The 26617-nt window shown below is 30.5% G+C and carries 29 protein-coding genes and 3 tRNA genes; 7 read left to right on the top strand and 25 right to left on the bottom strand.

What is annotated here, in order from left to right; all coding sequences use genetic code 11:
* Positions 1-68: 68 nt before the first annotated feature.
* The 5 genes from B8978_RS14550 to B8978_RS14530 all read right to left on the bottom strand — a co-directional run bounded on the left by B8978_RS14550 (position 69) and on the right by B8978_RS14530 (position 2086).
* Positions 69-145, bottom strand: a tRNA-Asp gene (locus tag B8978_RS14550).
* 7 nt (positions 146-152) lie between these two features.
* Positions 153-228: transfer RNA gene (locus B8978_RS14545), tRNA-Val, on the bottom strand.
* Positions 229-235: 7 nt separating this feature from the next.
* A tRNA-Glu gene (locus B8978_RS14540) sits at positions 236-310 on the bottom strand.
* A 178-nt stretch (positions 311-488) separates the two neighbouring features.
* Positions 489-1283, bottom strand: a complete 795-nt coding sequence (locus B8978_RS14535) for a pyruvate, water dikinase regulatory protein (RefSeq protein ID WP_084116795.1) — start codon at positions 1281-1283, stop codon at positions 489-491.
* Between the two features lie 218 nt (positions 1284-1501).
* The gene (locus B8978_RS14530) at positions 1502-2086 is read right to left on the bottom strand and encodes a TetR/AcrR family transcriptional regulator (RefSeq protein ID WP_084116793.1); all 585 of its coding nucleotides are present in this window, start codon (positions 2084-2086) and stop codon (positions 1502-1504) included.
* Positions 2087-2195: 109 nt separating this feature from the next.
* Between B8978_RS14530 and B8978_RS14525 the strand changes: the two genes are divergently transcribed.
* From B8978_RS14525 to B8978_RS14515, 3 genes are all read left to right on the top strand, one after another.
* Positions 2196-3599 (top strand): DHA2 family efflux MFS transporter permease subunit, encoded by a 1404-nt coding sequence (locus B8978_RS14525; protein WP_084116791.1) that lies wholly within the window; start codon positions 2196-2198, stop codon positions 3597-3599.
* Positions 3600-3650: 51 nt separating this feature from the next.
* The gene (locus tag B8978_RS14520) at positions 3651-4862 is read left to right on the top strand and encodes a macrolide family glycosyltransferase (RefSeq protein WP_084116789.1); all 1212 of its coding nucleotides are present in this window, start codon (positions 3651-3653) and stop codon (positions 4860-4862) included.
* Between the two features lie 101 nt (positions 4863-4963).
* Positions 4964-6202 (top strand): BaiN/RdsA family NAD(P)/FAD-dependent oxidoreductase, encoded by a 1239-nt coding sequence (locus B8978_RS14515; protein WP_084116787.1) that lies wholly within the window; start codon positions 4964-4966, stop codon positions 6200-6202.
* A 31-nt stretch (positions 6203-6233) separates the two neighbouring features.
* Here the strand turns inward: B8978_RS14515 and B8978_RS14510 are convergent, their stop codons facing one another.
* The 5 genes from B8978_RS14510 to B8978_RS14490 all read right to left on the bottom strand — a co-directional run bounded on the left by B8978_RS14510 (position 6234) and on the right by B8978_RS14490 (position 11272).
* A complete protein-coding gene (locus tag B8978_RS14510) occupies positions 6234-6998 on the bottom strand; it encodes an acyl-[acyl-carrier-protein] thioesterase (RefSeq protein ID WP_084116785.1) in 765 nt (254 codons plus the stop codon).
* Positions 6999-7334: 336 nt separating this feature from the next.
* A complete protein-coding gene (locus tag B8978_RS14505) occupies positions 7335-7520 on the bottom strand; it encodes a DUF1858 domain-containing protein (protein WP_084116783.1) in 186 nt (61 codons plus the stop codon).
* Positions 7521-7585: 65 nt separating this feature from the next.
* On the bottom strand, positions 7586-8872 hold the full coding sequence (locus B8978_RS14500) for an adenylosuccinate synthase (protein WP_084116781.1): 1287 nt from the start codon (positions 8870-8872) through the stop codon (positions 7586-7588).
* Between the two features lie 31 nt (positions 8873-8903).
* The gene (locus B8978_RS14495) at positions 8904-10316 is read right to left on the bottom strand and encodes an NAD(P)/FAD-dependent oxidoreductase (protein ID WP_084116779.1); all 1413 of its coding nucleotides are present in this window, start codon (positions 10314-10316) and stop codon (positions 8904-8906) included.
* Positions 10317-10726: 410 nt separating this feature from the next.
* Positions 10727-11272: an NADH peroxidase gene (locus tag B8978_RS14490; protein WP_084116777.1), complete on the bottom strand. Its 546-nt coding sequence runs from the start codon at positions 11270-11272 to the stop codon at positions 10727-10729.
* 378 nt (positions 11273-11650) lie between these two features.
* On the opposite strand from B8978_RS14490, the gene B8978_RS14485 reads away from it, so the two are divergent.
* Together B8978_RS14485 and B8978_RS14480 are read left to right on the top strand one after the other, a co-directional pair.
* Complete coding sequence (locus tag B8978_RS14485) at positions 11651-11893, top strand: AbrB/MazE/SpoVT family DNA-binding domain-containing protein (RefSeq protein WP_084116775.1); 243 nt, start codon at positions 11651-11653, stop codon at positions 11891-11893.
* Between the two features lie 155 nt (positions 11894-12048).
* Entirely contained in the window at positions 12049-13587 is a 1539-nt protein-coding gene (locus B8978_RS14480) for a methyl-accepting chemotaxis protein (RefSeq protein WP_084116773.1), read from the top strand.
* Between the two features lie 72 nt (positions 13588-13659).
* Here B8978_RS14480 and B8978_RS14475 read toward each other — a convergent pair whose 3' ends face one another.
* The 14 genes from B8978_RS14475 to B8978_RS14415 all read right to left on the bottom strand — a co-directional run bounded on the left by B8978_RS14475 (position 13660) and on the right by B8978_RS14415 (position 24983).
* Entirely contained in the window at positions 13660-14013 is a 354-nt protein-coding gene (locus B8978_RS14475; RefSeq protein WP_084116771.1) for a hypothetical protein, read from the bottom strand.
* Positions 14014-14038: 25 nt separating this feature from the next.
* Positions 14039-14995, bottom strand: a complete 957-nt coding sequence (locus tag B8978_RS14470) for a GH25 family lysozyme (RefSeq protein ID WP_084116769.1) — start codon at positions 14993-14995, stop codon at positions 14039-14041.
* Between the two features lie 14 nt (positions 14996-15009).
* On the bottom strand, positions 15010-15234 hold the full coding sequence (locus B8978_RS14465) for a BhlA/UviB family holin-like peptide (protein WP_084116767.1): 225 nt from the start codon (positions 15232-15234) through the stop codon (positions 15010-15012).
* Positions 15235-15261: 27 nt separating this feature from the next.
* Positions 15262-19236 carry a phage tail spike protein gene (locus B8978_RS14460; protein WP_084116765.1) on the bottom strand — a complete coding sequence of 1325 codons (3975 nt, stop codon included), beginning with the start codon at positions 19234-19236 and terminating at the stop codon, positions 15262-15264.
* A 22-nt stretch (positions 19237-19258) separates the two neighbouring features.
* Positions 19259-19471 (bottom strand): hypothetical protein, encoded by a 213-nt coding sequence (locus B8978_RS14455; protein ID WP_139796062.1) that lies wholly within the window; start codon positions 19469-19471, stop codon positions 19259-19261.
* A gap of 15 nt (positions 19472-19486) precedes the next feature.
* On the bottom strand, positions 19487-19729 hold the full coding sequence (locus B8978_RS14450) for a hypothetical protein (RefSeq protein ID WP_084116763.1): 243 nt from the start codon (positions 19727-19729) through the stop codon (positions 19487-19489).
* 23 nt (positions 19730-19752) lie between these two features.
* On the bottom strand, positions 19753-20445 hold the full coding sequence (locus tag B8978_RS14445) for a phage distal tail protein (RefSeq protein WP_084116761.1): 693 nt from the start codon (positions 20443-20445) through the stop codon (positions 19753-19755).
* A gap of 2 nt (positions 20446-20447) precedes the next feature.
* Complete coding sequence (locus B8978_RS14440; RefSeq protein WP_084116759.1) at positions 20448-22343, bottom strand: phage tail protein; 1896 nt, start codon at positions 22341-22343, stop codon at positions 20448-20450.
* Positions 22344-22414: 71 nt separating this feature from the next.
* On the bottom strand, positions 22415-22564 hold the full coding sequence (locus B8978_RS19925) for a hypothetical protein (protein ID WP_176212710.1): 150 nt from the start codon (positions 22562-22564) through the stop codon (positions 22415-22417).
* Between the two features lie 38 nt (positions 22565-22602).
* Positions 22603-22911 carry a phage tail assembly chaperone G gene (gene gpG, locus B8978_RS14435; protein WP_084116757.1) on the bottom strand — a complete coding sequence of 103 codons (309 nt, stop codon included), beginning with the start codon at positions 22909-22911 and terminating at the stop codon, positions 22603-22605.
* Positions 22912-22932: 21 nt separating this feature from the next.
* Positions 22933-23499, bottom strand: a complete 567-nt coding sequence (locus B8978_RS14430; protein WP_084116755.1) for a major tail protein — start codon at positions 23497-23499, stop codon at positions 22933-22935.
* Positions 23500-23597: 98 nt separating this feature from the next.
* Positions 23598-23783 (bottom strand): hypothetical protein, encoded by a 186-nt coding sequence (locus B8978_RS14425; RefSeq protein WP_084116753.1) that lies wholly within the window; start codon positions 23781-23783, stop codon positions 23598-23600.
* A 232-nt stretch (positions 23784-24015) separates the two neighbouring features.
* Positions 24016-24450 carry a hypothetical protein gene (locus B8978_RS14420; RefSeq protein WP_084116751.1) on the bottom strand — a complete coding sequence of 145 codons (435 nt, stop codon included), beginning with the start codon at positions 24448-24450 and terminating at the stop codon, positions 24016-24018.
* 125 nt (positions 24451-24575) lie between these two features.
* Positions 24576-24983 (bottom strand): hypothetical protein, encoded by a 408-nt coding sequence (locus tag B8978_RS14415; RefSeq protein ID WP_084116749.1) that lies wholly within the window; start codon positions 24981-24983, stop codon positions 24576-24578.
* Between the two features lie 212 nt (positions 24984-25195).
* Here B8978_RS14415 and B8978_RS14410 point away from each other — a divergent pair, with 212 nt between their 5' ends.
* A complete protein-coding gene (locus B8978_RS14410; RefSeq protein ID WP_084116747.1) occupies positions 25196-25567 on the top strand; it encodes a helix-turn-helix domain-containing protein in 372 nt (123 codons plus the stop codon).
* 3 nt (positions 25568-25570) lie between these two features.
* On the opposite strand, the gene B8978_RS14405 is transcribed toward B8978_RS14410, so the two are convergent.
* Positions 25571-25819 (bottom strand): hypothetical protein, encoded by a 249-nt coding sequence (locus B8978_RS14405; protein ID WP_084116745.1) that lies wholly within the window; start codon positions 25817-25819, stop codon positions 25571-25573.
* A 402-nt stretch (positions 25820-26221) separates the two neighbouring features.
* On the opposite strand from B8978_RS14405, the gene kal reads away from it, so the two are divergent.
* The gene (kal, locus tag B8978_RS14400; protein WP_479723216.1) at positions 26222-26608 is read left to right on the top strand and encodes a 3-aminobutyryl-CoA ammonia lyase; all 387 of its coding nucleotides are present in this window, start codon (positions 26222-26224) and stop codon (positions 26606-26608) included.
* Positions 26609-26617: the final 9 nt, after the last annotated feature.

Below are 26617 nucleotides of genomic sequence, written 5' to 3'. Positions count from 1 at the left end.
AGGAATTGAACCCATAACCTACTGATTACAAGTCAGTTGCTCTACCAATTGAGCTATGCCAGCTAATATGGCGACCTGGAAGGGGATCGAACCCTCGACCTCTGGCGTGACAGGCCAGCACTCTAACCATCTGAGCCACCAGGCCATATTTATGGTGGGCATTACAGGGCTCGAACCTGTGACCCTCTGCTTGTAAGGCAGATGCTCTCCCAGCTGAGCTAAACGCCCATAAATATGGTGACCCCTACGGGACTTGAACCCATGTTACCACCGTGAAAGGGTGGTGTCTTAACCACTTGACCAAGGGGCCTTATTTAATTTTTTCTTCATGGTCTCTCGACCTAACAATAAATATAATACAAAAAAAAACTAACTCTGTCAACAAAAATTTCATATAATTTTTATTTTTTTATAAATAAAGCGTTTTTAGTGGTTAAATAAGTAAATTATATATATTTATGTTAGCGCGTCTTACTTATTAATACATTTTATTTAATTTGCTCCATTACTAAAAGCGCTGTATCTTCAATTGCTCTTTTGGTAACGTCTATAATTACGCAGTTTACTCTTCTCATAACTCTATCCGCATATTCTATTTCCTGAAGAACTCTCTCTGCATTTGCATACTCTATTTCTGCACTTATTCTTCTGTATTTGTCCATCCTATGCTTCCTTATGTCTATTAAATGCATTGGATCTATAGTTAACCCTATTATTTTTTTCCTATCTATTTTTTGTAATTCCTCAGGTAGTGATATTTCCGGTAATAGTGGTACATTTATTGCCTTTATTCCTTTGTTAGCAAGATACATACAGAGTGGCGTTTTTGATGTCCTAGATAAACCTATTAAAACTACATCTGCATTTATAATACCCCTGTTATCCTTACTATCATCATACTGAATTGCAAATTCCATAGCTTCTATTTTTTTATAGTAGTCTGAATCCATATCCCATATTGCGCCAGGTTTATAATCCGGAGTTTTTTCTAATGTTTTAGCCAGTGTGTCAATACATGGTCCTAGTACATTATTTATCAAAATATTTTTTTCTATACAGCATTTAGTTAATGTTTTTCTCACCTCTACAAGTACTATAGTAGATATAATCATACTATTTTCAGTGTCACTTATACTATAAATAAACTTTTTTGCATCCTCTTCATCTTTTATATAACTTATTCTTTTTACTTCAATTTCTGTATTAAATTGACTAGCAGTTGCTTTTGCTACTTGTTCAGCAGTCTCTCCTATAGAGTCTGAGACAGCATAAATTGTAAACATTTAACTTCACTCCAATCCTCATAATACAACTATTCTATAACAAATTTTATACTTTTATAATATCACTATTTTTAGAATATTCCAACATTTATATTGTTTGCTATACAAGGATTACAGCGGGTACAGCCGGATACATGTAAAAAAGAGCCTCCTTATGATTAAAAGCACTACCCATTAGCATATGGGTAGTGCTTTTATTTAGATGAATAAATGTTTTATTATATATCTAACGTATGTTGATAGGTTGGTAAAAGGATATCATCAATTATATGAATTATCGTTTCTTTATTTAAATTACCAATCAATATAGCATTCACAATCAAATTAGTTGGTAAAGTCTTTGCCATATTTGTAAGTTTTGCTTTATTTATTTCTTTTCGCTCATGCGCATAAGTGAATAGCTGCTCCAGCATTGAGTTGAGAGCATTTTCGGTATTAATTGTGTTTAATATATCAATAAATGAAACTTTATGTAGTTGATCACGTAAAATTCCTTGAAGCGTATCCGTTCCTAAGAAGTCAAGCATCTCTACTAAAGGTAAGAAAAGTTCAAATAAATCTTTTCTTAAATTACCAGTGTTAGGGGCAGTAATTTTAAAATTAGGCAAATGATGTCGTGCAGCAGCCATTATTATTTCGGCCTTTCCATTCCAGCGGCGATAAAGAACTGTTTTTGTTGTACTAGCATTCTCTGCAATACTATCCATGGTAAGCTTTTCATAGCCGTTTTCTTTCAATAGTTTCCAAGTACTATTAAGAATTGCTTCTTCTAAATCTTTTCCTCTACGTCTACTTTTTTTCACGAAAGTTCACCTTCAATCAAGTTTATCTATTGACAATTATACCATATAAGAATAAGATAAACGATATGAGAATAAGATACTATAGTATCTTATATAAGGAGGACATACTATGAAAAAAGAAGTGAAAACAAGTAGAGCACCAATTGTAATTGCACTAATATTAGTTTTAGCTGCCATTGCACCAATGTTAGACACAACAATGACAAATGTTGCAGTAAATACAATTATGAAAGACTTTGGTGCGAGTGTTGAAAGTATTCAATGGGTAAGTACAGCATATGTATTAGCATTAGGTATTGTTGTTCCTATTGTTGGATGGGCTATTGAATGGTTTGATGGAAAAAAGCTTTATCTTTTAGGTTTACTAATGTTCTTGATTGGGTCCATTATTGCATCAATGTCTTCATTTATCAGTATATTGATTGTTGGACGAGTAATTCAAGGTGTCGGAAGTGGAATTATCATAGCTTCGCTTACAACTTTAATTGTTCGTTCATCTAGTAGTGAAAAATTAGGTAGTATAATGTCCATTGTTGGCATTCCGGCCGTTTTGGCACCAATTCTTGGACCGACTTTTGGTGGTTTCATAATAAACTCTTTGGATTGGCACTGGATTTTTTATATTAATATTCCAATCGTTATCTTTTCAGCATTATTAATTATTTTTGCCTTACCAAAGTTTGAACCAAGTAAGAATGGCAAGAAATTAGATATCGCAAGTATTGCATTTTTGGGTGGAACATTTACTAGTTTTATTTTAGGAATTTCAAAAGTAAGTGAATTAGTAGCAGGAACCTCAAACAAAGCTATTTTACCATTAGTAATCAGTGTTCTTTTAATGGCTGGTTATATAGTTTATGCTCTTTTAAAACCAAATCGTGTATTGGTAAGCTTAAAACTTTTCACTGTTAAAAATTTCTCTGCATCAACAATTTTATTACTAATGTCAGGTTTGACAGTTAATGGCGCAATGTTCTTGTTACCACTTTATTTGCAAAACATTCTCGGACTTAGTGTCATTTGGTCGGGAATTTACTTAATTAGTCAAGGTGTTGGTTTACTACTTTCTAGAAGTTTAATTGGGAGGTTGACCGATAAATTAGGAGCTCGGAATGTTGTTCTAGTTTCAGCCTTTATTGGAATTGTTGGAACATTACCATTTGTATTATTTACAGCATCAACAAAAAATATTTGGATTATCATCGTTCTATTTATTCGTGGGATTGCTGAAGGTGGTTTAACAATTCCTGTTATGTCGGATTCTTACAAAAATATTTCAAAAGAATTAATTTCTGAAGCAACTACTGCAACTCGTATGATGCAAAATATCGGAGGAGCAATTGGAACCACTATTTTAGCTACTGTTATTCAACATACAATTGGGTCTCAAGCACCAACACAAAAATTACTCTTAACTTCATATCATAATGCCTTTGTATTTACTGTTGTTAGTTTAGTGCTTGCTTTAATTCCAGCATTATTCTTAACTAATAATATTAATTCCACAACGTAAAAGTGTTGAATATACGCAATAAGTATAGATAATATAAGGAGATGTAGATATATGTCTAAAGTACTTTTTTTAAATATACCCTATAACGGTCATGTTAATCCAACACTAGGTTTGGTAGATGAACTGGTAAAACATGGAGAACAAGTGACTTATTTTTGTTCAGAAGAATATAGAGAAAGAATCGAAAAAGTGGGTGCTACATTTAAAAGCTACGGAAAAGATATGACTATTTTAAAAAATGGTTCTAATATTTCTATGGATGGAAATATTGAAGATAACTTCATAAATCATATTCAGCATAAGCTTGATCTAAATATAGAAATTCTTCCAATTATCATGGAACAGATTAAAGGCATAAATTTTGATTATATTGTTCATAGCTCTATCTTTCCATTAGGATATATTATTTCTCGAATATTAAAAATCCCTTCAATTTCTTCTTTTGAAATATTTGCTACGGCAAAGGAACTCCTGAGTGGAATTATAAGTAAAAAACGATTAAAAGATTATGCATTCACGGATAACTACATTAAGTTAACAAATAAGTTAGACAAGTTCTATAATGTAAAAATGCCTACTAATATACTCGATTTATTATCTATAAAAAGTGATTTAAATATTGCGTATACATCTAAATATTTCGTTTCACACCCTGAATATTACGATGATAGTTTTATATTTATAGGTCCACCTATATATGATAGGAAGGAAGTTATAGATTTTCCCTTTGAAAAATTAAAAGATAAAAAAGTTGTGTATATTTCATTAGGTACAGTATTTAATAATGCAAATAATAAACTTTATGATATATTTTTTAAAACCTTTGCTGATCTTGATGCTGTTGTAGTTATGACTGCATATAACATAGATATTTCTAAATTTCATATACCTGAAAATTTCATAGTGAAAAATTATGTTCCCCAATTAGAAATTTTAAAGTATACAGATGTTGCTATAACCCATGCTGGAATGAATAGTCTAGGTGATTTGTTATATAATAATATACCATTTGTTGCGATTCCAATTAACTCAGATCAACCATATAACGCAGCAAGAGTATCAGAGCTTGGAGCTGCAATTTCTATTGATAAGGACAAAATAACATGTGAAATATTAAGAAATTCTATTGAAAAAGTTCAAGAAGATCCAAGTTATCTTGAAAACATGAAAAAAATAAGTAAATCTTTTAAAGAAGCTGGTGGATATAAACAAGCAATTGAAAAAATTTTTAAATTAAAGAAAGAAAAAGGAATATATGATTAAACTTTATTTATGAATAAATCAATAAATAAAAAAATCTATATATACTAGCAACTTTTTAGGTTAGAATATATCTATATTAATATTTAGGAAGTGATAGTATTTTGAAACATGATATTATTGTTGTTGGCGGCGGCGCATCTGGAATTATTGCTGCTATAACAGCAAAAGATTTAGGTAAAGACGTAGCAATTTTAGAAGGCAACGATAGGATAGGTAAAAAAATTTTAACTACTGGAAATGGTAGATGCAATATAAGCAATAAATGTTTAGATTATTCTAGATATCATAGCACAAATGGTAACTTTTTTAATTTTACACTTGATACTTTTGACTATAAAGAAACAGAGATGCTCTTTAATTCTCTTGGTTTACCCCTTATTACATTAGATGATAATAAAATGTATCCTATGTCTCTTCAAGCTTCATCCGTATTAGATATACTTAGAAACGCAATCTCCGAGAGAGGGATTCCCATATATTTAGATAATAAAGTAAACAAAGTTGAAAAAAATGATAAATTATTTAAATTGACCACTTTTAATGATGAGATTTATGAATGTAATGCGATAATATTAGCTACTGGTGGAAAATCTGCTCCTAAATCTGGTTCAGATGGCTCCGGTTATTTGCTTGCAAAATCTTTAGGTCACAAAATTATTAATCCAGTTCCTGCATTGGTTCAATTAAAACTTGATTATAAAAATCTAAAGGGTCTATCAGGAATCAAATTTGATGGTTATGCTAATATAAAAGTAAACAATAAACCTATTCGTAAAGAATTTGGCGAGATTTTATTTACGGATTATGGTATATCAGGTCCACCAATACTTCAACTTAGCCGTATAACTTCTGTGAATTTGCAACTTTCAAAAAAAGTTTCAATACTTATAGATATGATGCCCAATTTTTCTACCAATGAGCTTAAAGAATTTCTAGAAAATCATTGGGGAACATTTAATTACAGAAGCATTTTTGATTCACTTGTTGGAATTATAAACAAAAAGCTCATTCCTATCCTTTTAAAAGAAGCCGGCATTTTTGATATACATAAACCTTGCTTTGAACTTAACTGGCAGGAGAAAGAAAGCATCATAAAGCTATTGAAAGAATGGGAATTTAAAGTATCTGGTACAAACCCCTTTTCAAATTCACAAGTTACTGCAGGTGGTATTGACACTACTGATATAAATAATAAAACACTTGAATCAAAGCTAATTAAAAATCTATATTTTTGTGGAGAAATCATGGATGTAGATGGTGATTGCGGTGGCTTTAACCTCCAATGGGCTTGGAGTTCTGGTTACCTTTCTGGCACAAATGCTGGGAGTAAAAAATACTAATTAAAAATTCTAAAAATAACTAGTTGTTGTTCTAGTTATTTTTGGAATATCTTTTATTCCATACAGTTTTAAGTAGTGTAAGTTTTTCTTCATTGGAATTTACAATGCTACTTATTATTATATATTGATTTTCTTCTTCTTTAACTTCTGATAGAACTTTTACATCCTCTCCATAAGCTGTTTCTTTCTCATAATTTACTTTTAACTCTTTTAGGTCTGAATTCTCTAATATTTCATCTGGTACTGCTTCAAGTGCCCAAGATATGTATTTTACATTATTCACATGTTTGTTTGTATCTATATCTGCATACCTGACTGAAAATTCTTTTTCTAAACTGACATTTTTAGGCGCTAAAAGTTTTTCAAATTCAAGCTGACCATTATCCTCTGGCCCTATTCCAAATTGTCTACACATATATTCTGTAACTTTAGAAGGTCTTCTTTTTTCCATATTTATTAAAAACCAAAGAGAATTGGCTGAAACAATAACTTCCCCTTCTGAATTTAACACCTCATATTGCCTATATGCATAAAACTTTCTAACAGAATAAGGTTTTGTTCTAACTTTAAGTTTATCTGTTACATGTGCATATTTATTAAGCTTTACATCCCACTTATAAATTACCCATGCAATATTGTTCTCCAAAAGATAATCTATACCTATATTTAAAGCTTCTGCTTGTGCTACTGCTAAATCATCAAGATAGTTCATTATACTTGCCACAAATATTTGTCCATTTTTATCAACTTCATAATGATGAACATCATATTCGCGTTCAAAAAATTTCTTTTCCACATTATCACCTTTGTCTTTATAAAAAATTTATATTTATGCCATATATTTCACACCATAAATATATTATACTAATTATATAATATATTTACTTAATTTTAAAATGAACATTTGCATAACTTTATTAATATGTTTTTTGAGAGGAGTGTATTCATGAAGAAATTTATTTTAGTAATTAGTACTATTGCATTGATTTCATCAGTTTTATATTGTTTATATACTTACTTCTTTGCACACAAAAGCATACTTATAAAATAAGATGGATTTCAAAAATAGTATCTTAATCTTTTTTATTTGCATAAAAAAAAGCACTGACTGTAACATCAGTGCCTTTATAAACTATTTATTTAGTGCAACTAGCAAATCTTCTAAGTCTAATCCATGAACCATTGCAGCTTGTTCTAAAGTTTCTCCTTGAGAAGATGGGCATCCTATGCATCCCATTCCAAAGCTCATAAGTGTTTGTGCTGATTCTGGATATGTTCTAACAACTTCACCTATAGTCATGTCCTTATTAATCTTCATAAACAAAATACCTCTTTTCTTTATATAATATCATCACGTTTTATCGTAATATAAGTATTATACATTTATATTTCACTAACTACAATAGTTTGATCTCTTCTTGGCCCAACTCCCACAATAGAAATTTTTGTACCAGTAAGTTCTTCTATCCTCTTAAGGTAAATCTTTGCATTTTCTGGTAATTCATCATAACTTCTTGCATTTTCTACGCTACTATCCCAACCATCAAATTCTTCGTATATTGGTTTGCATAGAGCTAAATCTTCAAGAGAAGCAGGTACGTATTCTATAGTTTCACCATTTAAATCATATCCTATACATACTTTTATTTTTTCCATTCCTGCTAAGGTATCTATTTTGGTTACTGCAAAACTTGTGATACCTGATACTCTAGCAGCAGATTTTAATATTACAACATCTAACCAACCACATCTTCTAGCTCTTCCTGTTGTAACTCCATATTCATGTCCAACGTTTCTTATATGTTCTCCCATTTCATCTAAAAGTTCAGTTGGGAACGGTCCTTTTCCAACTCTAGTTGTATAAGCTTTAGCAATTCCAACAACACTATTTATCATAGTTGGTCCTATTCCTGCACCAATGCAAACTCCACCAGCAATTGTGTTAGATGATGTAACAAAAGGATAAGTACCATAGTCAATATCAAGAAGATTTCCTTGAGCTCCTTCAAAAAGCACATTTTTATTATTTTTAATTTCGTCATATACTCTTACTGAGGCATCTGTAACAAATTGCTTCATTTTTTCAGCATAACCTAAATATTCTTCATAAATAGAATTAAAATCAAGACTATCTAATCCGTATATTTTTGTTAAAATTTCATTTTTATAATCTAAATTTTCCTTCAGTTTTTCTTTAAATACTTCCTTATGCATAAGGTCACAGACTCTTATGCCACTTCTTTCAGCTTTATCTGTATAACAAGGTCCTATACCTTTCCCAGTTGTTCCTATATCATTCTTGCCTCTTGCCTTCTCTTTAGCTGAATCTAATGCTCTGTGATATGGCATTATAAGATGAGCTCTATCACTGATTATGAAGTTTTTCTTTGAAACTTTAACTCCAAGTCCTTCAAGATATTCAATTTCCTCAAACATAGCTTTTGGATCTAAAACAACACCATTACCTATAACATTAAGTTTATCTCCATATAATATTCCTGATGGTATTAAATGAAGTTTATATTGCTTATCTCCAACTTCTACTGTATGACCTGCATTATTTCCACCTTGAAACCTAACAACAACCTCTGCATTTTCTGCAAGGTAATCAGTCATTTTACCCTTACCTTCGTCTCCCCACTGAGCTCCTAAAACAATAAATGATGACATAAAAAACTCCTCACTTTCAATTTAAGTAAAATTATTTAGAAATTTTACTTATTATATCTCTTGCTACAATTACTCCTGTTACTGATGCCTGCATAAGTCCTCTAGTAATTCCAGCTCCGTCTCCTATTGTATATAAATTTGTAATTTTTGTTTCAAATTTATCATTTGTTTCAAATTTGCTTGAATAAAATTTGACTTCTACTCCATATAAAAGAGTATTTTTGCTATACAAACCTGGTGCAATTTTATCAAAAGCTTTTATAGCTTCAACTATTGATGTTAAATGCCTTTGAGGAAGTACAAAACTCAAATCTCCTGGTACTGCATCCTTTAAAGTTGGTATAGTTGTAGATTTTTCAAGTCTAGAGACGCTTGTTCTTCTACCTTTAAGCAAATCCCCCAGTCTTTGAACCATAATGCCTCCACCTGTTAGCATGTTTCCAAGTTTTGCAATATATTGACCATAATCAATAGGTTGATTAAATGGTTCTGTAAATGCAGTTGATACAAGCATTGCAAAATTGGTATTATTTGTTCTTAGATGTTTTTCTGAATAGCTATGCCCATTTACAACTGCCATACCTTCGTCATAATGTTCTTCTGAGACAACTCCACCTGGATTCATACAGAAAGTTCTTACTTTATTATCAAATGTATCTGAATAATAAACAAGTTTTGCTTCATATAAGTCTTTTGTTAAATGATCCATGATAGAGTTTGGAACTTCAACTCTAACACCTATATCTACTGCATTATTTGCAGTTTTTATATTTAATTCCTTAGCTTCCTTAGTAAGCCACTCTGCTCCGCCTCTTCCTGGTGCAACAACAACATTTTTTGCTCTTATTTCTTTTTCTTCAGTTTTATTTTTTAAGATTACGCCACAAGCTTTTCCATCTTCAACTATAATTTTAGTAACTTCTGTTAATTCTTCAAATTCAGTTTTTGTATTTTGTATAAGATGTAAATACATCCCCTTTAAAACTTCATATGCAAGTTCTGTGCCTAAATGTCTTACAGGACACTCAATAAGACGAATATTATGTTTACTAGCTTCATATTTTATATCTTCAACTTTTTCATTATTTAAGCCATAAACAGTCTTATTTGCTCCAAATTTTATATATATATCATCACAATAGTTTATTAACTTTTGTGAATCTTCTTCTGAATAATATTCTAAAAGTCTACCTCCAACTTCTGGACTTAACGAAAGTTTTCCATCTGAAAAAGCTCCTGCTCCAGACCATCCAAAGGTTATAGCACAGGGATTACAATGTACACATTTTCCCGTTTTTCTAGCAGGGCATACTCTTTTTTCAATTCCTCTACCCCTATCAACTATTAAAACGTCTAATTCTGGATTCAATTTTGTGATTTCAAGTGCAGTAAAAATACCTGCTGGTCCTGCTCCAACTATAATAACATCATAATTATTTTTCAACTCAAATCCCTCCCTTTAACATATTAGCAGAGCAATATGCACTAGTCAATAAAATAAGCGAATATTAACATGTTATCAAGTTTTATAGTTCGTATATTGCAATCTGTTAAAATATAAATCTACATTTAACAGGTTACATATAATATAAGTTAGGTTTTTAACTTTTCATGGATAACATTTTAATTTATATTTCCGTTTTAAGTATTATTATATACTTTGCAAATTATATTAATCTATACTAATTATATGTTGCCGAATAACTACTATTTCAACCCTTGATATGAAGAGATTACATACGTAACAGATTAAGGAAATTTTTCCTCCTTAGTCAGAAATTTAACAACATAAAAAAGTGCATATCAAAAACTTAAGCTTTTGATATGCACTCTTTAATTTTTTGTATTTAAAAATTAACCAAAATATCTTTGTAATAAACCTTTGAAGGCTTTTCCATGACGAGCTTCATCTTTACACATTTCATGAACTGTATCATGAATAGCATCATAGTTAAGTTTTTTAGCTAAAGTAGCTAATTCTTTTTTACCTTGACAAGCACCATATTCAGCTTCCACTCTAAGTTCAAGATTTTTCTTAGTGCTGTCTGTTACAACTTCTCCAAGAAGTTCTGCAAATTTTGATGCATGCTCTGCTTCTTCAAATGCAATTCTCTTATATGCTTCAGCAACTTCTGGGAATCCTTCTCTATCAGCTTGACGACTCATAGCTAAGTACATTCCTACTTCTGTACATTCACCAGTAAAGTTTGCTCTTAAACCTTCTATTACTTTTTCATCAACACCAGCAGCTACTCCAACTTTGTGTTCATCTGCCCAAACTGCTTGTTCATCAGTTTTTTCTACAAACTTATCTTTTCCAGCTTTACATACAGGACACACTTCTGGTGCTTCTTCTCCTACATAAACGTATCCACAGACACTACATACAAATTTTTTCATAATAACATTCCTCCTAGAATAATAATAAATATTTTATATATAAGTTTTTAATTGTTTATCTCTTCCACAGCTATTATTATATAATAATTATTATTAATAATCAAGTGTTTTTAGAAAACTTTTTTTAATTATTATAAATTCCTATAAATAATTATAACATGTACCTAGTTATAATTATTTTATATTTGTCGACTAATTTCACCTAAATATTGTCTCATTTGTCGAATTTGCATCCCACTTATATTAATTCTTTTGAAAGTTTTTGAATATTTTATAACTTTCTTATATTTTTATTAAAATAGTATTGACTTAATATGTAATCATTGGTATCATTTAAATAGTTAATAAGTCGATTTTTGTAATTATGGAGGGTTTAAAATGAAATCAACAGGTGTTGTAAGAAAAGTAGATGAATTAGGAAGAATAGTAATTCCTATAGAATTAAGAAGAACATTAGATATAGCTGAAAAGGATGCTTTAGAAATATATGTTGATGGTGAACACATCATATTAAAGAAATACCAACCAGCTTGTATCTTCTGTGGAGACGCAAGAGATGTAGTAAACTACAGAGGAAAAAATATTTGTAAAAATTGTTTAGCTGAATTAAAAAACGATTAATTTTCAAATAACAAAAAGGCCTAAATAAGTAAAATATTTAGGCCTTTTTGTTATAATTAAAACTTATTGCTAAACATTCTGTAAAGCTTTATAATATTTATTAATTATCTAAGTATTATACTTAAATGATAACAATTTAAGCGAGAGGTGACCGCATGAATATTATATTAGCAATTTCTTTTTTTATAATAGGTTTTATATTATCCTATTTACTAACTTCTATTATTAATAAAAATAAAATTATCAAACTAAACACTCTTATACTTAAGTTAGGTGATGGCAACTTCAATTTTAAATTCGGAACAAACTTTTTAGGTTCTGGTTTTAGAAAAACATTAGAGTCCTTAAATTATTTAAAGGAAAGTCAAATAAAAAGTATATTAGAAACTCAAGTTGTATCCAGTCAAATAACTTCAGTCTCAGAACAATTAAATTTAACAATACAAGATACTCTTGGTTTTTCAAACAAATTATCCTCTGAGTCAACTGATTTATCAAAGCTTAACAATACTAGTTATGAAAAAATACAAGATAACATTGATAAAATAAAAAATGTCCTCACTACATTCATTGACATTAAATCTAAATCAAATGAAATTTCCACTGCTTCTGATAAATCTAAAACCATAATATCTAACAGTCTATCCGAAATAATGAAAATTGTAGAAACTATTAAAGAAATTAAAGCCTCTACTGATGCAACTGTATCAAATGTAGAAAATTTAAAGGACATATCAAGTGAGATATCCAAAATATTAGAAACTATTAGCAACATATCAAATCAAACTAAATTACTTTCTCTTAATGCTTCCATAGAAGCTGCCAGAGCTGGAGAGCACGGTAAGGGCTTCAGCGTTGTTGCAAGTGAAATTCAAACACTTGCTGAAGGTAGTCAAGAATCAGTCCTTGAAATTTCAAAGCTAGTGGAAAGAATAGAAATACAGATGGAATCCTTAATAAATAGTGTTATTCCTAACAAGAAAAGTGTAGAAAAAAGTGTAGAGTATTCTAGAAACATAGAAAAGGCATTAAATGAAATAGAAAACTCCTTTCATAATGTTATTTCTCTAACTGATTCTGTTGGAACTGACATTGAAAATGAATATACCCTTATCGAAAATGTAAATGAAGATTTTAATAATATGAAGGTTAGTTTCGATGAAATTAGCGAAAACATTTCTACTGTACATAAAACAGTTGAACTTCAGAGTGAAAGTACTACTGATTTAGAAAATATGCAACTTCTTTTAAAAAATGCTTCAGATACTATATCATCTTTTAGCGAAAGACTTGATGGAAACCTTGGCGAAGTAACTGACACTATTAAAAATCAATGTAATGCCATAATTACTAGCATGAAAACTACTCTTTTGTCCAATTTTAAATTAGCAGATTTAAATCCTGAACTACACAAAAAAATATTAACGGAATTTATGTCAACAGATTTACACATTGAAGCAATATGGACAAACAATACAAATGGTAAATTTATTTATTCAAACCCAGCCGCAGCTATTGCTAATGCCAATGCTAGAGAATGGTTTAAAGAAAGTGTCCATGGAGCTAATTTTATATCCTCTGTATATGTATCAGCTATAACTTCAAACCCATGTGTTACTATATCCCTACCTATACTTGACAAAGAAAATAATATTGTTGGAGTACTTGGCGCTGATTTAAAAGTTAATTTATGATTAGTATTTAGAAATATAACTGTTAATAAAAATTTAAGGAGTAACTTTCTAAAAGCCACTCCTTAAATTTATTTAGTTTCTGTTAATATCTAACACCGTACTTTTAATCATATTATATATCTCTTCATCTGAAAGTCCAGTTTTACCTTCTATAAACTGTAATACCTTAATATGCTTAAATTCATCATTCCAGTTAAATTCTTTTCCTAACTGTTCTACAGTTTTTACAATGTCTATTACTAAAGATCTGTCCTTATTATATGCTGCTATTCCCATAGATTGCTTTATAGCCTCTTTTTGAATTTCTATTAACTTGAGTTTTGAATTTGTATAAATTTTCAATTGCCTTCTTACAAAGAGGGATAATACCCCTATGCCTATGACAATAATGTAATTTAAGATTTCACTAATAAATAAATTTTTCACGTTATTCACCTCCAATGTTATAAGCCTATGACTTTGTCTCAAAAAGTTTTGCCCACGTTTCATTTCCAACAATTCCATCTGAGTTAAGTCCACGTGAAGCCTGCCAATTTTGAACTTTAATTTTTGTGCCATTGCCAAAGATTCCATCCACCATCGCCCCAACTCGGTATTGAATATAACGAGTTGCATATTCATAATGTTTAGCTAAAACTGAATCAACTGGCCTTGAATATATTTCTCCTACTGCCCCTGCTGTGTTAGGTCCCCAAATACCATCTTGAATTAAGCCCATAATTCCCTGAAATTCTTTTATTGCTGCTATGGTTTCTGGACCGTTTATGCTATCAACTGCTAGTCCCTTTTCAAGCAATGTATTTAACTGCAGTTGAATTATTCTTACATTTGGATCACCCCTCTGTACTGATTCAGTACACTCACTTTTTACTGCCGTGGAAGTATTGGTAGCTAAAACTAAATCAGAGAATAAATCTAAATCCGCATTGCCTTCTATCCCATTAATTCGTCCTGTCCATGCATACTGAATACCTGCATACTCCCCAGTAGACGTTGGACTAGAGCTTGGCTCTGCTATCCATATTTTACTCTTAGGCAGTCCACATATATCTGCTACATTGTGTGAAGTATAAAGTAGTAAGCTTAAATCTTGCTTCATGAACTGTGCCACAAAATTCATGTCTGGAATGCCTACCTCATAATCAAGTACGGGTTTAAGGTCCTGTACATATCTTGAAATTGTACTTATAAAATGACTGTATTCCTCCATAACATTATTTTTTCCTGCAAAATGATAAAACCCTATCTTCATACCTAAGTTTTTCGCTTCATTATATTGATTATCTATTCTAGGATTTACGTAGGTTTTCCCTTCTGTAGCCTTAATATAAACAATCTCAACGCCATCATTTTTGATTTTACTCCAATCTGTAATAATGGTTTCACTATAAATATCTATCCCTTTCATTTTAATCACATCCCCTATTTAAAAATCTTAGCCTTTACTTCTTCTATATCTTTCTTAACATCCTCTAAAATACTAAACTTCTCTGTTAATTTATTGATGATTTCCTGATACTTTTTTTCTCTTTCTTCAGCCATCTTATCCCTTTGTTCTTGCTTTTTAAGAATATAAAAGAGCAGTACTACAAATAGTGCTGCCCACATCCCCTGCTGCATGGCCATTTTAAATACCTCATTTTCCAATTAGAACCTCCTGTCTTGTAATTTTGCTTATTGACCAATTAGACTATTACCTTTTAATTTTTCCATCTCTTCTTTTAAATCATTAATTTCCTTACTTAATTCTTGAATAGCTTTACTCAAATATGGAATTATAGTTGTTTCATTTGGCTGCATTCTCACATAACCATTTTCTTGTGGTATTTTCATGACAAAATCTGAATTAATTTCATTAAGCTCCTGCGCTACATATCCTAATTTTTGCAACCTTCCGTCTTGTTTCCAGTTAAACATCCTATGCTTAATATTGTTTATAACAGGCAGTGCATCTTCTAAACTATCTTGAACATTTGTCTTCATAGATATATCTGAACCCCATATACTAGCTCCCCATGCTCCACTATTGTTGCAAATTTGTAAGTAATTTGTTGAACCTTGCACAATTCCAATTGCATACGTTCCATAGTTACCATGAACAACATTGCTCCCATCACTAAAGGTAGCGTTTCCTTGAATAAATAGATTTCCGTCTATATCTACGCCTTTTCCACTAGCACAACTAAAGTAATGGTTATCCGCAGTATATAGAAGTCGTATACCATCTTGGTTATTTGCATAAATAGAAGGTAACGGACCATAAGAAGTCGCTGTTGTACCAAATTGTAAAGAAGCTGTTGTATACCCTTCATTACCCATAATGACACCATTTTCAACATTTAATGTCCCATTGGCATTTATAGTGGAACCTGTTATTGTTGAACCAGAAATACTAATACCAGAAATTATACCCCCACTAATTACAGGTGAGGTTATACTTCCCCCTGTAACATGTAATCCGTTACTATCTATTTTTACTTTTGCTGAATTTATATTATTAAAAGCTATTTGAACTTGAGTTGGGGATTGAGTAATCGTACTTTGAACTCCATTTACATCAACTTTGCTATTTATTTGTCCTTGTAATATATTTATTTGCGAATCTGTATGGCTATTGGCACCACTAATTGCATTACTCTGAGCAGTGTTAGCATAACTTTTAGCATTACTATTTGCTGACTCCATTCCACTATTGTAGGTATCTGTTGTTACTGTTAGGTTTATTTGATTACTTAATTGTGTTATTGAACTTTCAGCAGTGCTTAATCTAGATACTATGCCACTTAACATAGTACCCTTATTGATATTATTTGCACCACTACCTGCATTATAAAAAGCTGTATCTAATACAAGTGGAAGCGTTGGTGTTTGTGTAGAAGTATATTCTAAAACTCCATTCCTATAGTAATTTATTTGATTATTTTCTACTGAAATTCTTAAGATTTCACCAACAGTAAATGTGCCGAGGTTTTTTATTTGTGTTCCATTTTCATATATTTGCAAGTTGGCACTGTCTGTATACCAAGCATAATTAATTGATGTGTAATTTTCATTGGTATTACTATGACTTAAACCTGTCATTACTGAACTATAATTTGATGCTATTGTACATTCTAAATAATTGCCATTGGTAAAAGTTTCAACTGAACTACATCCTGAATTTCCCCATCCAGCGTTGCTATTATTGGATGTTAAGTTATTTTCATTTGATACACATCCAACTAAATTATCAAACGTTAATCCACAAATCTTACTTTGCACATCCTCTGGAGCAACAGTCCAGTCTGTAGCTTTGTTCCCACTTTCAAGTTTCATCAGACATACATAGAATCTGCTATTAGCTGTTGGCATATCAAAATCAATAAAATTATACACACTACTTGAATAATTTGATACTGTGACAGTTGCAACATATTTTGTCCAATTAGTATCCACATTAATTATCCCTGCACTAGTATCACACATATCTATACCAAAAGGATAAGTATTTAAATCTCCTGATTTAACATAACAGCTAAAAGTATACGTACCGTTCTGAGATATTGTATTGCTTATTCTTATTCCTCCATCAAGTGCACCAGTTGAGCCACAAATAACTTCATACCCAGAGGTAGACCCATCCTTTGCAATTTGATTAGCTAACCATCTACATCCTGTTACAATGCTGTTAACATTATTATTTAATATAGAGTTAGTTAACAAATTTCTACCACCAACCTGAATATTATCAATACTATTATTAATATCTGTCTGTGTAACTTTACTCGTAATCTGTCCTTGCAAAATAGATATTGAAGTAGATTGATTGCTTACAATTTTTGAATTATCGTCTACTGTCTGTTTTAAACCTGTAAAAGCTACATCTAATGTCTGTCCTGTATCATCAAACTTTATTTTACTAGTTTTTAAGGTAGAACTACAATTATTCATTGTAGAAAATACAGAGTCTATATTTAATTTTTGTCCATTAATATTTGCATTAATATCTATTTTACTATCATCAACAGCACCTACTGTTATTCCTGCCTTTGTTACTCCATCAGTTCCAAATAGAACAGTATTCCCATCAGTACCCCTTATTAAAAGATTATAGTCATTATCATTTAATCCTAATGAAACACGCTCTTTTCCTGATGTATCCCAAACTTTTAATACATTCCCTTTTATTTGTAGATTCCCACTATCCGATTGAACCACAAACTTATTTGTAGATATGTTTCCAGCATTTAATTTTGATAAATCTAAGTTAATAATTTGTGCATTCGCTATAGCACCATTAGCTATAAGTCCACTATTAGCAGTAATAAATCCAGCTTGCATATTACTTGCTGATAAATTTCCAGCCAGTAAAGTATTTACGCCTTCTGCCCCTACTTCCAAAGTGTTTATCCTTGCATTACTTGCAGTTAAATCCTCAACATTTACCTTGTCCGACTGTAAATTTTGTATGGCAGCATTTGTTGTGTCAAGGTCCGTTATATTTGCCTTAGTTGCTGTGAGGGTACCGATATTAGCTATAGTAGCACTTAAATTTTCAACGTCCGCTATTTTAACATGTATATGGTCAATTTTATCCCAATCAATGCTATCCACTTTACTTCCATCAATCATTCCATCAGATGTAGTAATAGAATCCACAGTGTCTGCAGTATCTTCAAACTTAATCTGAAGATACTCTAAAGATGGACTTTTATTTGAAAGCTCTACCTCATTTCTTTCTGGTTCATCTGGGTATATTGTCATCTTTACAATTCGTTGTTTTTCTTTTACGTTTTTTTCTTTACTTAGAATTGTAACTGCATCTCCCAGACTGTAATCAATTAATTTATACGTATCATAATTTTCTGCATCTATGGCTTTGGCCAAATCTACAAGATCAACTTTGTATGATTTTAGTGGTTTGCTTAGATATTCTAGTTGAATTACTGCATCCTCCATAAGCGCATTAGGATCTGTATATCTGTTGTCCTCCCAATATCCTATTAATTTCTTGCTACTATATTGATAATTTTCAACATAGTTTTTCCCATTGTTCACAGAAGTAATATCAAGACCATCTTTTCCTATTGGTACAAGCATTGTGACATAATCATATGAATTTCCTTGGACCTCAAGACTTTTTAAATTTAATTGTTCTGCAAAATAGGCACCTCTATCATTACCCATTTCATTATAAATATATGCTTTTTTATTTATTGAGTCATAACTTATTTCACAGTCATAAGAGCTTTGTATCTCTTGAAGAACATCATAAGCTGTACATTTACTTTTGCTTACAGGTCTAATTCTTGATACATCACAAGCCCCTACTGTCCAGCCTGTTCCAGAAAGTGCTAAATTAACAGCATCTGTACAGTTTTCACTATCTACCTCAAAATGATCTACATTTTGTCCCTTTATGTCTTCTATGTTTATTTTACAAACATAGCTAACCCAATCATCATCTTCATAGTTTACTTCTTTTATTATATATTCATTTTCTTTTGTCCTAATATAACATTCTTGTTCAAGGAGTCTATTATCCAAATCATTGCTTGGATATTGAAAAGAGAGGGTGTCCTCTGAATTTATTTCCCTCTCTAAATTATACTCCTTATAATTTGTTAAACCCGCTATTTTATTATGATCCTTGTCATAAAGTATCAGCATTTAATCCCCTCCTTATGAAGGATTACTTAAGATCAGCAGCAACTGATTGTTCTCCTATATGAATAATATTTACAGTGCTATTTATTCCTATAACTTCCTTTATTACATTACCATCCGAAATTATCTGAACTAAATAGTTGCTTTTATCTGTTGCTGGATTTATTTGTTTTACTTCACTAACCTCTTCTACCTCCAGTATTTCTTCTTGATTTTTTATTATATTTTTACTTGCCATTTGGAACTCCTCCTTCTAAAATACTACGTACCCTAAATCTTTAGCTCTACTTTTTACTGCTGTTTCAAATTCATCATATTGGCTTTTTGCATCTGCTGCATTAGCATTTAATAATTCCTTATTTGTAACATTCATGTTAATATTTAAGTTTTCATTTTTCTCATCTAGCGTTGCACTTAAATAAGCTACCATAGTGTCAACTCCATTACTATCCTTAACTGTTATATCTCCATTAAAACTTGTTGTTTCATTTACCATTGTATATCTCTCCTTTTTTATTTTTATAACCACTTAGGTTTATATTTAATAGTTAAACTACCTTTTGAATTATCTACTGAAATCGTATTTTCACCAGGTTTTATAGCCGGGAAAGTCCACATATCAACGTCTGAAAATTTATTCTGTCCATTTTCTGTTACAATGCATTTTTCTCCATCAATTATAATTGGTATATTTGCATGTATATTGTTTACAATTATGCTATCTTCAAAGCCATCTATTTTATAACTTATTGTATCTATAGGTAGCACAATAGTTACAATAGCTGGCGCTGGAAGATTCCCCTGTGAATTTATTACCTTTGTATTCTGATTATCTATATTTTCAGTAATTACAGCCTTGTAAGAGTATGCGCACTTAAATTCTATCTCTAAGGTTTTTTCTAAAATATTGTGATGAATTATATTTGAATTTTCAAGCGTACAGTCATAATAAAAATCTAAATCATCGAACTTTAGTGTGCATGTCTTTAATTCACTTGTAAAATTGCTAATATTGCTTAGCACCTCTTCATGACTTTTAGCTCTAAAAAAGAACTTACATTTTATTTTTTTAAAATACTCCTTTTGATAATTAATTACAGGAGAAAGTCCTTTTCTTAGCCAATCCTCATAAGTAGTGACCTCTGAAAGCTGTATATCCCTATCTACAGATAAAACGCCAAAGGTAGTTACATCAATATTATTTACTAGCATTACTACCCTCTCCTTCTTTGTGTTACTAATGCAGCTTGATTTAACATGTAATCTATGTCCTTCTTATCTCTAAAAGAATAATTTCCATTAAAATTAATTACTGCACTACCCACACTTGAACCTGTACTACTTCCAACACCCGCATATGCTAATTTAAGACTACTGTTAAGCTTTGGAGCCTTTATTGCCGTGTTCATAAGTGAATCTAGTTCTGGAATTTGTTTGTTAATTCCATCCATAAACCCTTTTATCATGTTAGAACCCCAATTTACAATATTTTGTCCTTCACCTTTTTTACTTGGTGAGTGGAAGCCTAAAAAGTTAGCAACTGATTTTACAACACCATGAGCAGCATCTGCTGCTTTACCTGCCATGCTCCTAATTCCACCGATAAATCCATTAATCATATTTATTCCCCAGCTAGCTGCTGTTCTAGCTAAATCTCCAAATACACTTCCAATTCCACTTATTATACTTCTGACAATAGAAATCACTGCATTTAAGCTACTGCTTACTATATTTTTCAAGGTGTTCCATGCACCAGACCAGTTTCCATTTATAATTTGCATTACAAGTGTTATTATATTTAATATATTGTGTATGGTTGTATCCACAATTACTTTTATTATATTAAAAGCTGAACTTACAACCTTCATAATTGTCTGCCCATGTGCCTGCCAAAAAGTTGCTATGCCTGTAAGCACCGTTCTTATTATTGAATTTATAGTTGCAAGAACAGTTTTGATTATTGAACTTGCAGTGTTCATAACTATTGTTATTGTGCTTTGAATTAATGGCCAATTTGCTTTTACCCAGTTTACTACAACTCCAAATTCACTCATCATAAAGTTTAATACAGGTTTTAAAACTTTGTTATATATACCTTGTAATTGTACAAATACTGCTTGGAAGGTAGTTTGAATCTTAGGCCAGTTCACTTTAACCCAATTTACTATAGCTGAAAACCCATTAACTATATATGGCTTAATAAAGTTTATAACTTGTTTTGTTTTATCCCTTATGCCGAACCAGTTTTTAGAATATGCTAAAGAAAATACTGCAATTGCAGCTGCTACTACAGCAAAAACAGGGTTTATATTTAATATTTTCCTTCCTATCGACTCAATTACTGGTTGAAAATCTTTTAATGTATTTTTAATCTTTAAAAAACTGCTTGCTACTTTAATAGCCACTACTGTAATACCACCTACAGCAGCAATTGTATTTTTTATACCTGGATTTAAACTATTTAATTTTTGTACAAATGTATCTAATAGTTTTGCGCCTTTAGTAAGATAAGGCAATATATAACTTCCAATACTTTCCTTCAAAGAATCTAAACTGTTATGAAATTGTTTCATGATACCACTATACGTATTTAATTGAGTTGCTGCTGAACTCCCAAATTTTTGGTTGAGATTTGCTTGAATGTCAGCGAAATTCTTACTTTTTTTTATGTCCTGATCAGTGTATATGCCCATTTTCTTTAATGAATTTGTGTTTCCATTGTATGCATCACCTAATGCAGCAGCCACATCCGTAATTTTTGCATTGCTTCCAGCTGCTACATTCGCTAGCGTATTTTGCATTCTAAGAGCATCATTAAACCTAACCCCTTTTTTTTCTAGTTCAATCAATGCATCCTTTGCATCACTTCCAGAATATGTTGACATACTTATTATCCCATTTGTATATTGGTCAATTTTTTGCTTTGCATTACTCCAACTCTGACCTTGAGCTTCTACTAACCGTCTTAAATTAGCTGTAGAACCTTCTCCCTGTATTGCACTTGAAACTGCTGATTTCATATTTGTTTGAATAGCCTTACTTAATCCACCTGTAGCCTTCTTTATAGATTCTATTGTTTCAGTAATACCAACTTTACCTTCAGTATCCATTCTTTTATTCACCTCCTGCCTATAATAGACATAAAAAAGACCACTTATATTAAGTAGTCTTTTTTATTTTATTAATAACCCATGTTATCAAACTTAGCAATATTCTCTAAATTTTTCTTCTTTTCTCTATACAATAAAATGTCAAAGAAAAAGAATATATCCCACTCATCAATTTCACTAAGACTAAAGCCCGAATCCATAAGGTTTGAGTATAAATCCAATATAAAATCATACGGAGATAAATCATCTTCATCTCCGTTTACACGTTTGGGTTTTCTGCTGAAATTTCATTCATTTTATCATTTAAATTTCCAGTAACTGCTTGAATACATTCTGTGAACTTAGGAACAAGCTGATCTCCTGAGATTCCATCTAAAAGTTCATCATAGGTAAACTGTTTTCCAAATATGTCTACAATGTAATTTGCCATATCATCTATTGTGCCTTCATCTGTATTTACAGTTGAACTTCCAAACTTTTTTATAGTGTTTTTTAACATTCTTGCATTTATGAATGGTGCTATAAAAGTTCTATTCTCATTATTTATTGCTAGGTCTATTTTTAACATAGTCATATCATCCTCTCATTTTTAAGCTGTTGCAGTTGAATCTTCTACAGAAGTAAACCAAGTTTTTGAAACATCTACATATCCTGTTTCCTCTTCATCTGCCATCCTCTTCCATTGCTTATCAAAAGTCCTTGGCATTGCTACTCCATCTAGCGTATCACTTTGAAATTTTGGAGTTGCAGCTGAACTCTCTGCATCATCTTTGCTATCTCCAAATAGACATTTTAATATTTTTATATATCTAGCTTTTCCATTACTCTTTTCACGTTTATACATTAAAGCTATATATGGTGCTCTATCATCAGATTCATATACAATCTCTCCATTATTTAGCTTATGTCCTAATATATCAGCTACAACTGAAAGTGGTAATGTACTTATTCCTAAGGAAACTTTAACTTCTCCTAAAACCTGTGCGTATTCCTGGATAACACCATCTGCATAGAAAGAAGCTCTTCCTGTTGTTGCATCAACACTTAACTTAACTACTCCTGGTATTGGTTTTGGTGCCGTATATTGAACTCCACCCTTATCATCACCTGTTAATACTGCATAATACAAATTGTCTACATTAATAAAATTACTCATTAAAATTCACTCCTCAATTTTTTTATTTTTTAGAATTATTAATATTACTTTAGTTTTTTGAAGGACTTCTAATCCTAATTTTCAAATTATCACCTCCTTTATTGCTCTAAGATATAAAACCATATGATGGTGTTTTTAAAAAATTTAACTTCGTTTGTTACGGTATAGGAACTATTTCCATCTTGTATTTTTACATTTGTAAGGGAAATGCAATCATGACTAAAGCTTTCTAAAAAGCCGTCATATATTACCCCATCAATGGATTTTAGCTTGACTTCACTCATTTTTATAAACCTCCTTTTATCTTTTTTCTTTATATAAACTTTAAAGGTTTTTAGCCTATTAAGTTGTCTGTGATTTTATGTGAGTAGAAAACAAGAAAACCAGCATTTAAATGCCGGTTTTCTATAATAAAATAGCACTGGCTATTTGCCAGTGCTTTAAAGTATTTTTCTTTCGCTATAGCTATATTATATCATGTCATAAAGCAAATTCACTGCACACTTTCTGCATAGTTTAGTATATAACTTCTATACCAAACAACTGTATTGCAAACTTTCTAATTATCTTTGCTTTATCAGAATAAAATTTTCTTTCACTACACCTTAATTTCTCATATAGTGAAAAATCTCTAATTCCATCTATATAATAATAGGTTAAGACATCTCTTTCATATGGTGGTAATTTATTTAAGGATAATACTATTTTTTTCATATCTTCTCTCATACTATCTAATTTATTTTTACACTTATCTAATCTAAATATTGTGTTAACTAATTCATCATCAGGTCTATTTCTATTAGATCCAGTTGGCATATCCGAGTAATGAATCTCTTTAACATTTAATAATTCCTCTTCAATTTCTTGAATTTTTTCTTCAAGTTCTTTTTCCTCTCCTTTTAAATAAGAATAGCTTTTTAAGTACTCAGTTGCCTCTCTTATATAATCCATATTTTTCCCCCCAATTATAAAAGCACTGATACTAAAATCAGTGCCTGAAATCTTTCTTATTACGTTATAACTAAATTATATCACGTTTAAAAGCAAATTCACTGCACACTTCCTGCATCTTAAATTTATGCTATAGCCATTATGTGAAATAGTTCTATTGCAAATTTTCTAATTACATATGCTTTGTCCTCATAAAACTTTCTTTCACTACATTTCAACTCCTTATAAAGTACCTTGTTTCTTAGTCCATTGATATAATAAAAAACCAATATGTTTTTTTCATATTCAGACAGCTTATTAAGAGCACCTGAAATTTCTATTATAGCTTTTTTTGTACTTTTTAAATTGTTTTCTAATTTTTTTAATTTAAAAGCCTTATTAAATGTAAAATCATTATTAAATACTTGTTGCTCATTTTTTAATAATTTTAGTTCAGCTTTGATTGTATCTATTTGTTCCTCTAAGTTTTTTTTTGAAATTTCTAAATCTGAATATATAGTTAAATATTCTCTGGCTTCATTAACATACTCCATATTAACCCATCCCTTTATAATTTTATTTATATTGTATACCATTTGTATCTTTACATACATTATAGTATACAGTATGTATACATTTCAATATGAAATACTTACTTTTTTAAAAAAATATAAAATTTTTTCAGTGTTCGTATAGTGTTCGCTTTTATTTAATTAAAGTTTAGTCTACAATTAGTAGTATAAATCTACGCAGAAGGGTGTTATAAATGATTAACATAGGTAAGAACTTAAAAGATTATAGAGAGAAATCTAATTTAACTCAACAACAGGTTGCCGACGCTATTGGTGTCAGTAAAGGTGCCATTGGTCACTGGGAAAATAATGTTCGTTCTGTTAATTTAGTTATAATTGAAAGACTAGCAAAACTATATAGCACTTCAGCAAGTAGCCTTATTGGAGATGAAAACTATAAAATCAAAACATCAGAAAATGTTAATCTACTTGATAAAATAATTTTAGATTTGGCGAATGAAGGATACTTTCAAGATGATAAAGGCTTTGAAGATCTTGATAAATCTCATAAACAAATACTAATTGGCGCTCTTAATAGTCATATAAAAAAAATACTAAATAAATAGTTATTATCTAGTACCTTTACCATCTTCAAAACCTTTTTTATACGCACATTTTAGCTTAATATCATTAAGCTTTTCAACTGATTTTTCTAATTCTAAAAATAATAACTGCTGCTCTAATGACATTGTTTTTTCTAATTCATTACACTGATAAATAGCGTATTTATAAATTTCTGTGTATTCTTCTGTATTTTCATCTGTTATATCCATAGCAATCTCTTGCCTTATTTTATCTATATAACCACTGTTTTCCATGCTAATTACATCCCCTTATGTAACTTTTAATCATAACTACATTATATTCCGCAATATACCAATTTTCAACGAATATTTATTTTATCAAATACATAAATTTCCTTATTTGTTAGTCACTCATTTTATTGCCCATAATATCACCTCTTATAATATCATAAACATCTCTATAATAATAATCATCACTTTCATACATATATTCCTCATAATTTTATGTATATGTACATCATGTCCATATTTTTGTGGTAATTCCGTACATTTGGCTCATTGAATGAATTTTTCAAATAAATTATAATAAAAACAGTTGTTATTTGTTAATTTAATAATAATCATTGCGTTTAATTAACATATTATATATGTATAGCTATTAATTAAATAAGTTTTATATAATAGGAGGTTTTTAATTTGTACGAATCAATTATAAGACTAAGAATGAGTTCTAGTGATGCACATTATGGTGGTAATCTAGTAGATGGTGCAAAAATCCTTGCCCTATTTGGTGATGTAGCAACAGAACTTTTAATAGAATATGATGGTGATGAAGGTCTTTTTAAAGCATATGAAAACATTGAATTTATATCACCAGTTTATGCTGGTGATTTCATAGAAGTTAGTGGGAAAATAATAAAAGTAGGAAATACCTCTCGAAAAATGACTTTCGAAGCCAGAAAATTTATATCACCAAGACCTGAAATTAATGATTCTGCTGCTGATCTTCTTAAGGAACCTATTATTGTGTGCAAGGCCATTGGTACTTGTGTTGTTCCAAAAGATAAGCAGCGAAAAAAGTAGACTAGGAGG

It is taken from the genome of Clostridium acidisoli DSM 12555, from assembly GCF_900176305.1.
Taxonomy (GTDB): domain Bacteria; phylum Bacillota; class Clostridia; order Clostridiales; family Clostridiaceae; genus Clostridium_I; species Clostridium_I acidisoli.
This window is presented reverse-complemented; position numbering and strand designations above follow the sequence as displayed.

Excerpts from the sequence above, each read along its gene's own strand:
- B8978_RS14535 (WP_084116795.1), bottom strand. The coding sequence starts at position 1,283 with ATGTTTACAATTTATGCTGTCTCAGACTCTATAGGAGAGACTGCTGAA.
- B8978_RS14525 (WP_084116791.1), top strand. The coding sequence starts at position 2,196 with ATGAAAAAAGAAGTGAAAACAAGTAGAGCACCAATTGTAATTGCACTA.
- B8978_RS14520 (WP_084116789.1), top strand. The coding sequence starts at position 3,651 with ATGTCTAAAGTACTTTTTTTAAATATACCCTATAACGGTCATGTTAAT.
- B8978_RS14505 (WP_084116783.1), bottom strand. The coding sequence starts at position 7,520 with ATGAAGATTAATAAGGACATGACTATAGGTGAAGTTGTTAGAACATAT.
- B8978_RS14500 (WP_084116781.1), bottom strand. The coding sequence starts at position 8,872 with ATGTCATCATTTATTGTTTTAGGAGCTCAGTGGGGAGACGAAGGTAAG.
- B8978_RS14490 (WP_084116777.1), bottom strand. The coding sequence starts at position 11,272 with ATGAAAAAATTTGTATGTAGTGTCTGTGGATACGTTTATGTAGGAGAA.
- B8978_RS14485 (WP_084116775.1), top strand. The coding sequence starts at position 11,651 with ATGAAATCAACAGGTGTTGTAAGAAAAGTAGATGAATTAGGAAGAATA.
- B8978_RS14480 (WP_084116773.1), top strand. The coding sequence starts at position 12,049 with ATGAATATTATATTAGCAATTTCTTTTTTTATAATAGGTTTTATATTA.
- B8978_RS14470 (WP_084116769.1), bottom strand. The coding sequence starts at position 14,995 with ATGAAAGGGATAGATATTTATAGTGAAACCATTATTACAGATTGGAGT.
- B8978_RS14460 (WP_084116765.1), bottom strand. The coding sequence starts at position 19,236 with ATGCTGATACTTTATGACAAGGATCATAATAAAATAGCGGGTTTAACA.
- B8978_RS14455 (WP_139796062.1), bottom strand. The coding sequence starts at position 19,471 with ATGGCAAGTAAAAATATAATAAAAAATCAAGAAGAAATACTGGAGGTA.
- B8978_RS14450 (WP_084116763.1), bottom strand. The coding sequence starts at position 19,729 with ATGGTAAATGAAACAACAAGTTTTAATGGAGATATAACAGTTAAGGAT.
- B8978_RS14445 (WP_084116761.1), bottom strand. The coding sequence starts at position 20,445 with ATGCTAGTAAATAATATTGATGTAACTACCTTTGGCGTTTTATCTGTA.
- B8978_RS14440 (WP_084116759.1), bottom strand. The coding sequence starts at position 22,343 with ATGGATACTGAAGGTAAAGTTGGTATTACTGAAACAATAGAATCTATA.
- gpG (WP_084116757.1), bottom strand. The coding sequence starts at position 22,911 with ATGTTAAAAATAGACCTAGCAATAAATAATGAGAATAGAACTTTTATA.
- B8978_RS14430 (WP_084116755.1), bottom strand. The coding sequence starts at position 23,499 with ATGAGTAATTTTATTAATGTAGACAATTTGTATTATGCAGTATTAACA.
- B8978_RS14425 (WP_084116753.1), bottom strand. The coding sequence starts at position 23,783 with ATGAGTGAAGTCAAGCTAAAATCCATTGATGGGGTAATATATGACGGC.
- B8978_RS14420 (WP_084116751.1), bottom strand. The coding sequence starts at position 24,450 with ATGGATTATATAAGAGAGGCAACTGAGTACTTAAAAAGCTATTCTTAT.
- B8978_RS14415 (WP_084116749.1), bottom strand. The coding sequence starts at position 24,983 with ATGGAGTATGTTAATGAAGCCAGAGAATATTTAACTATATATTCAGAT.
- B8978_RS14410 (WP_084116747.1), top strand. The coding sequence starts at position 25,196 with ATGATTAACATAGGTAAGAACTTAAAAGATTATAGAGAGAAATCTAAT.
- B8978_RS14405 (WP_084116745.1), bottom strand. The coding sequence starts at position 25,819 with ATGGAAAACAGTGGTTATATAGATAAAATAAGGCAAGAGATTGCTATG.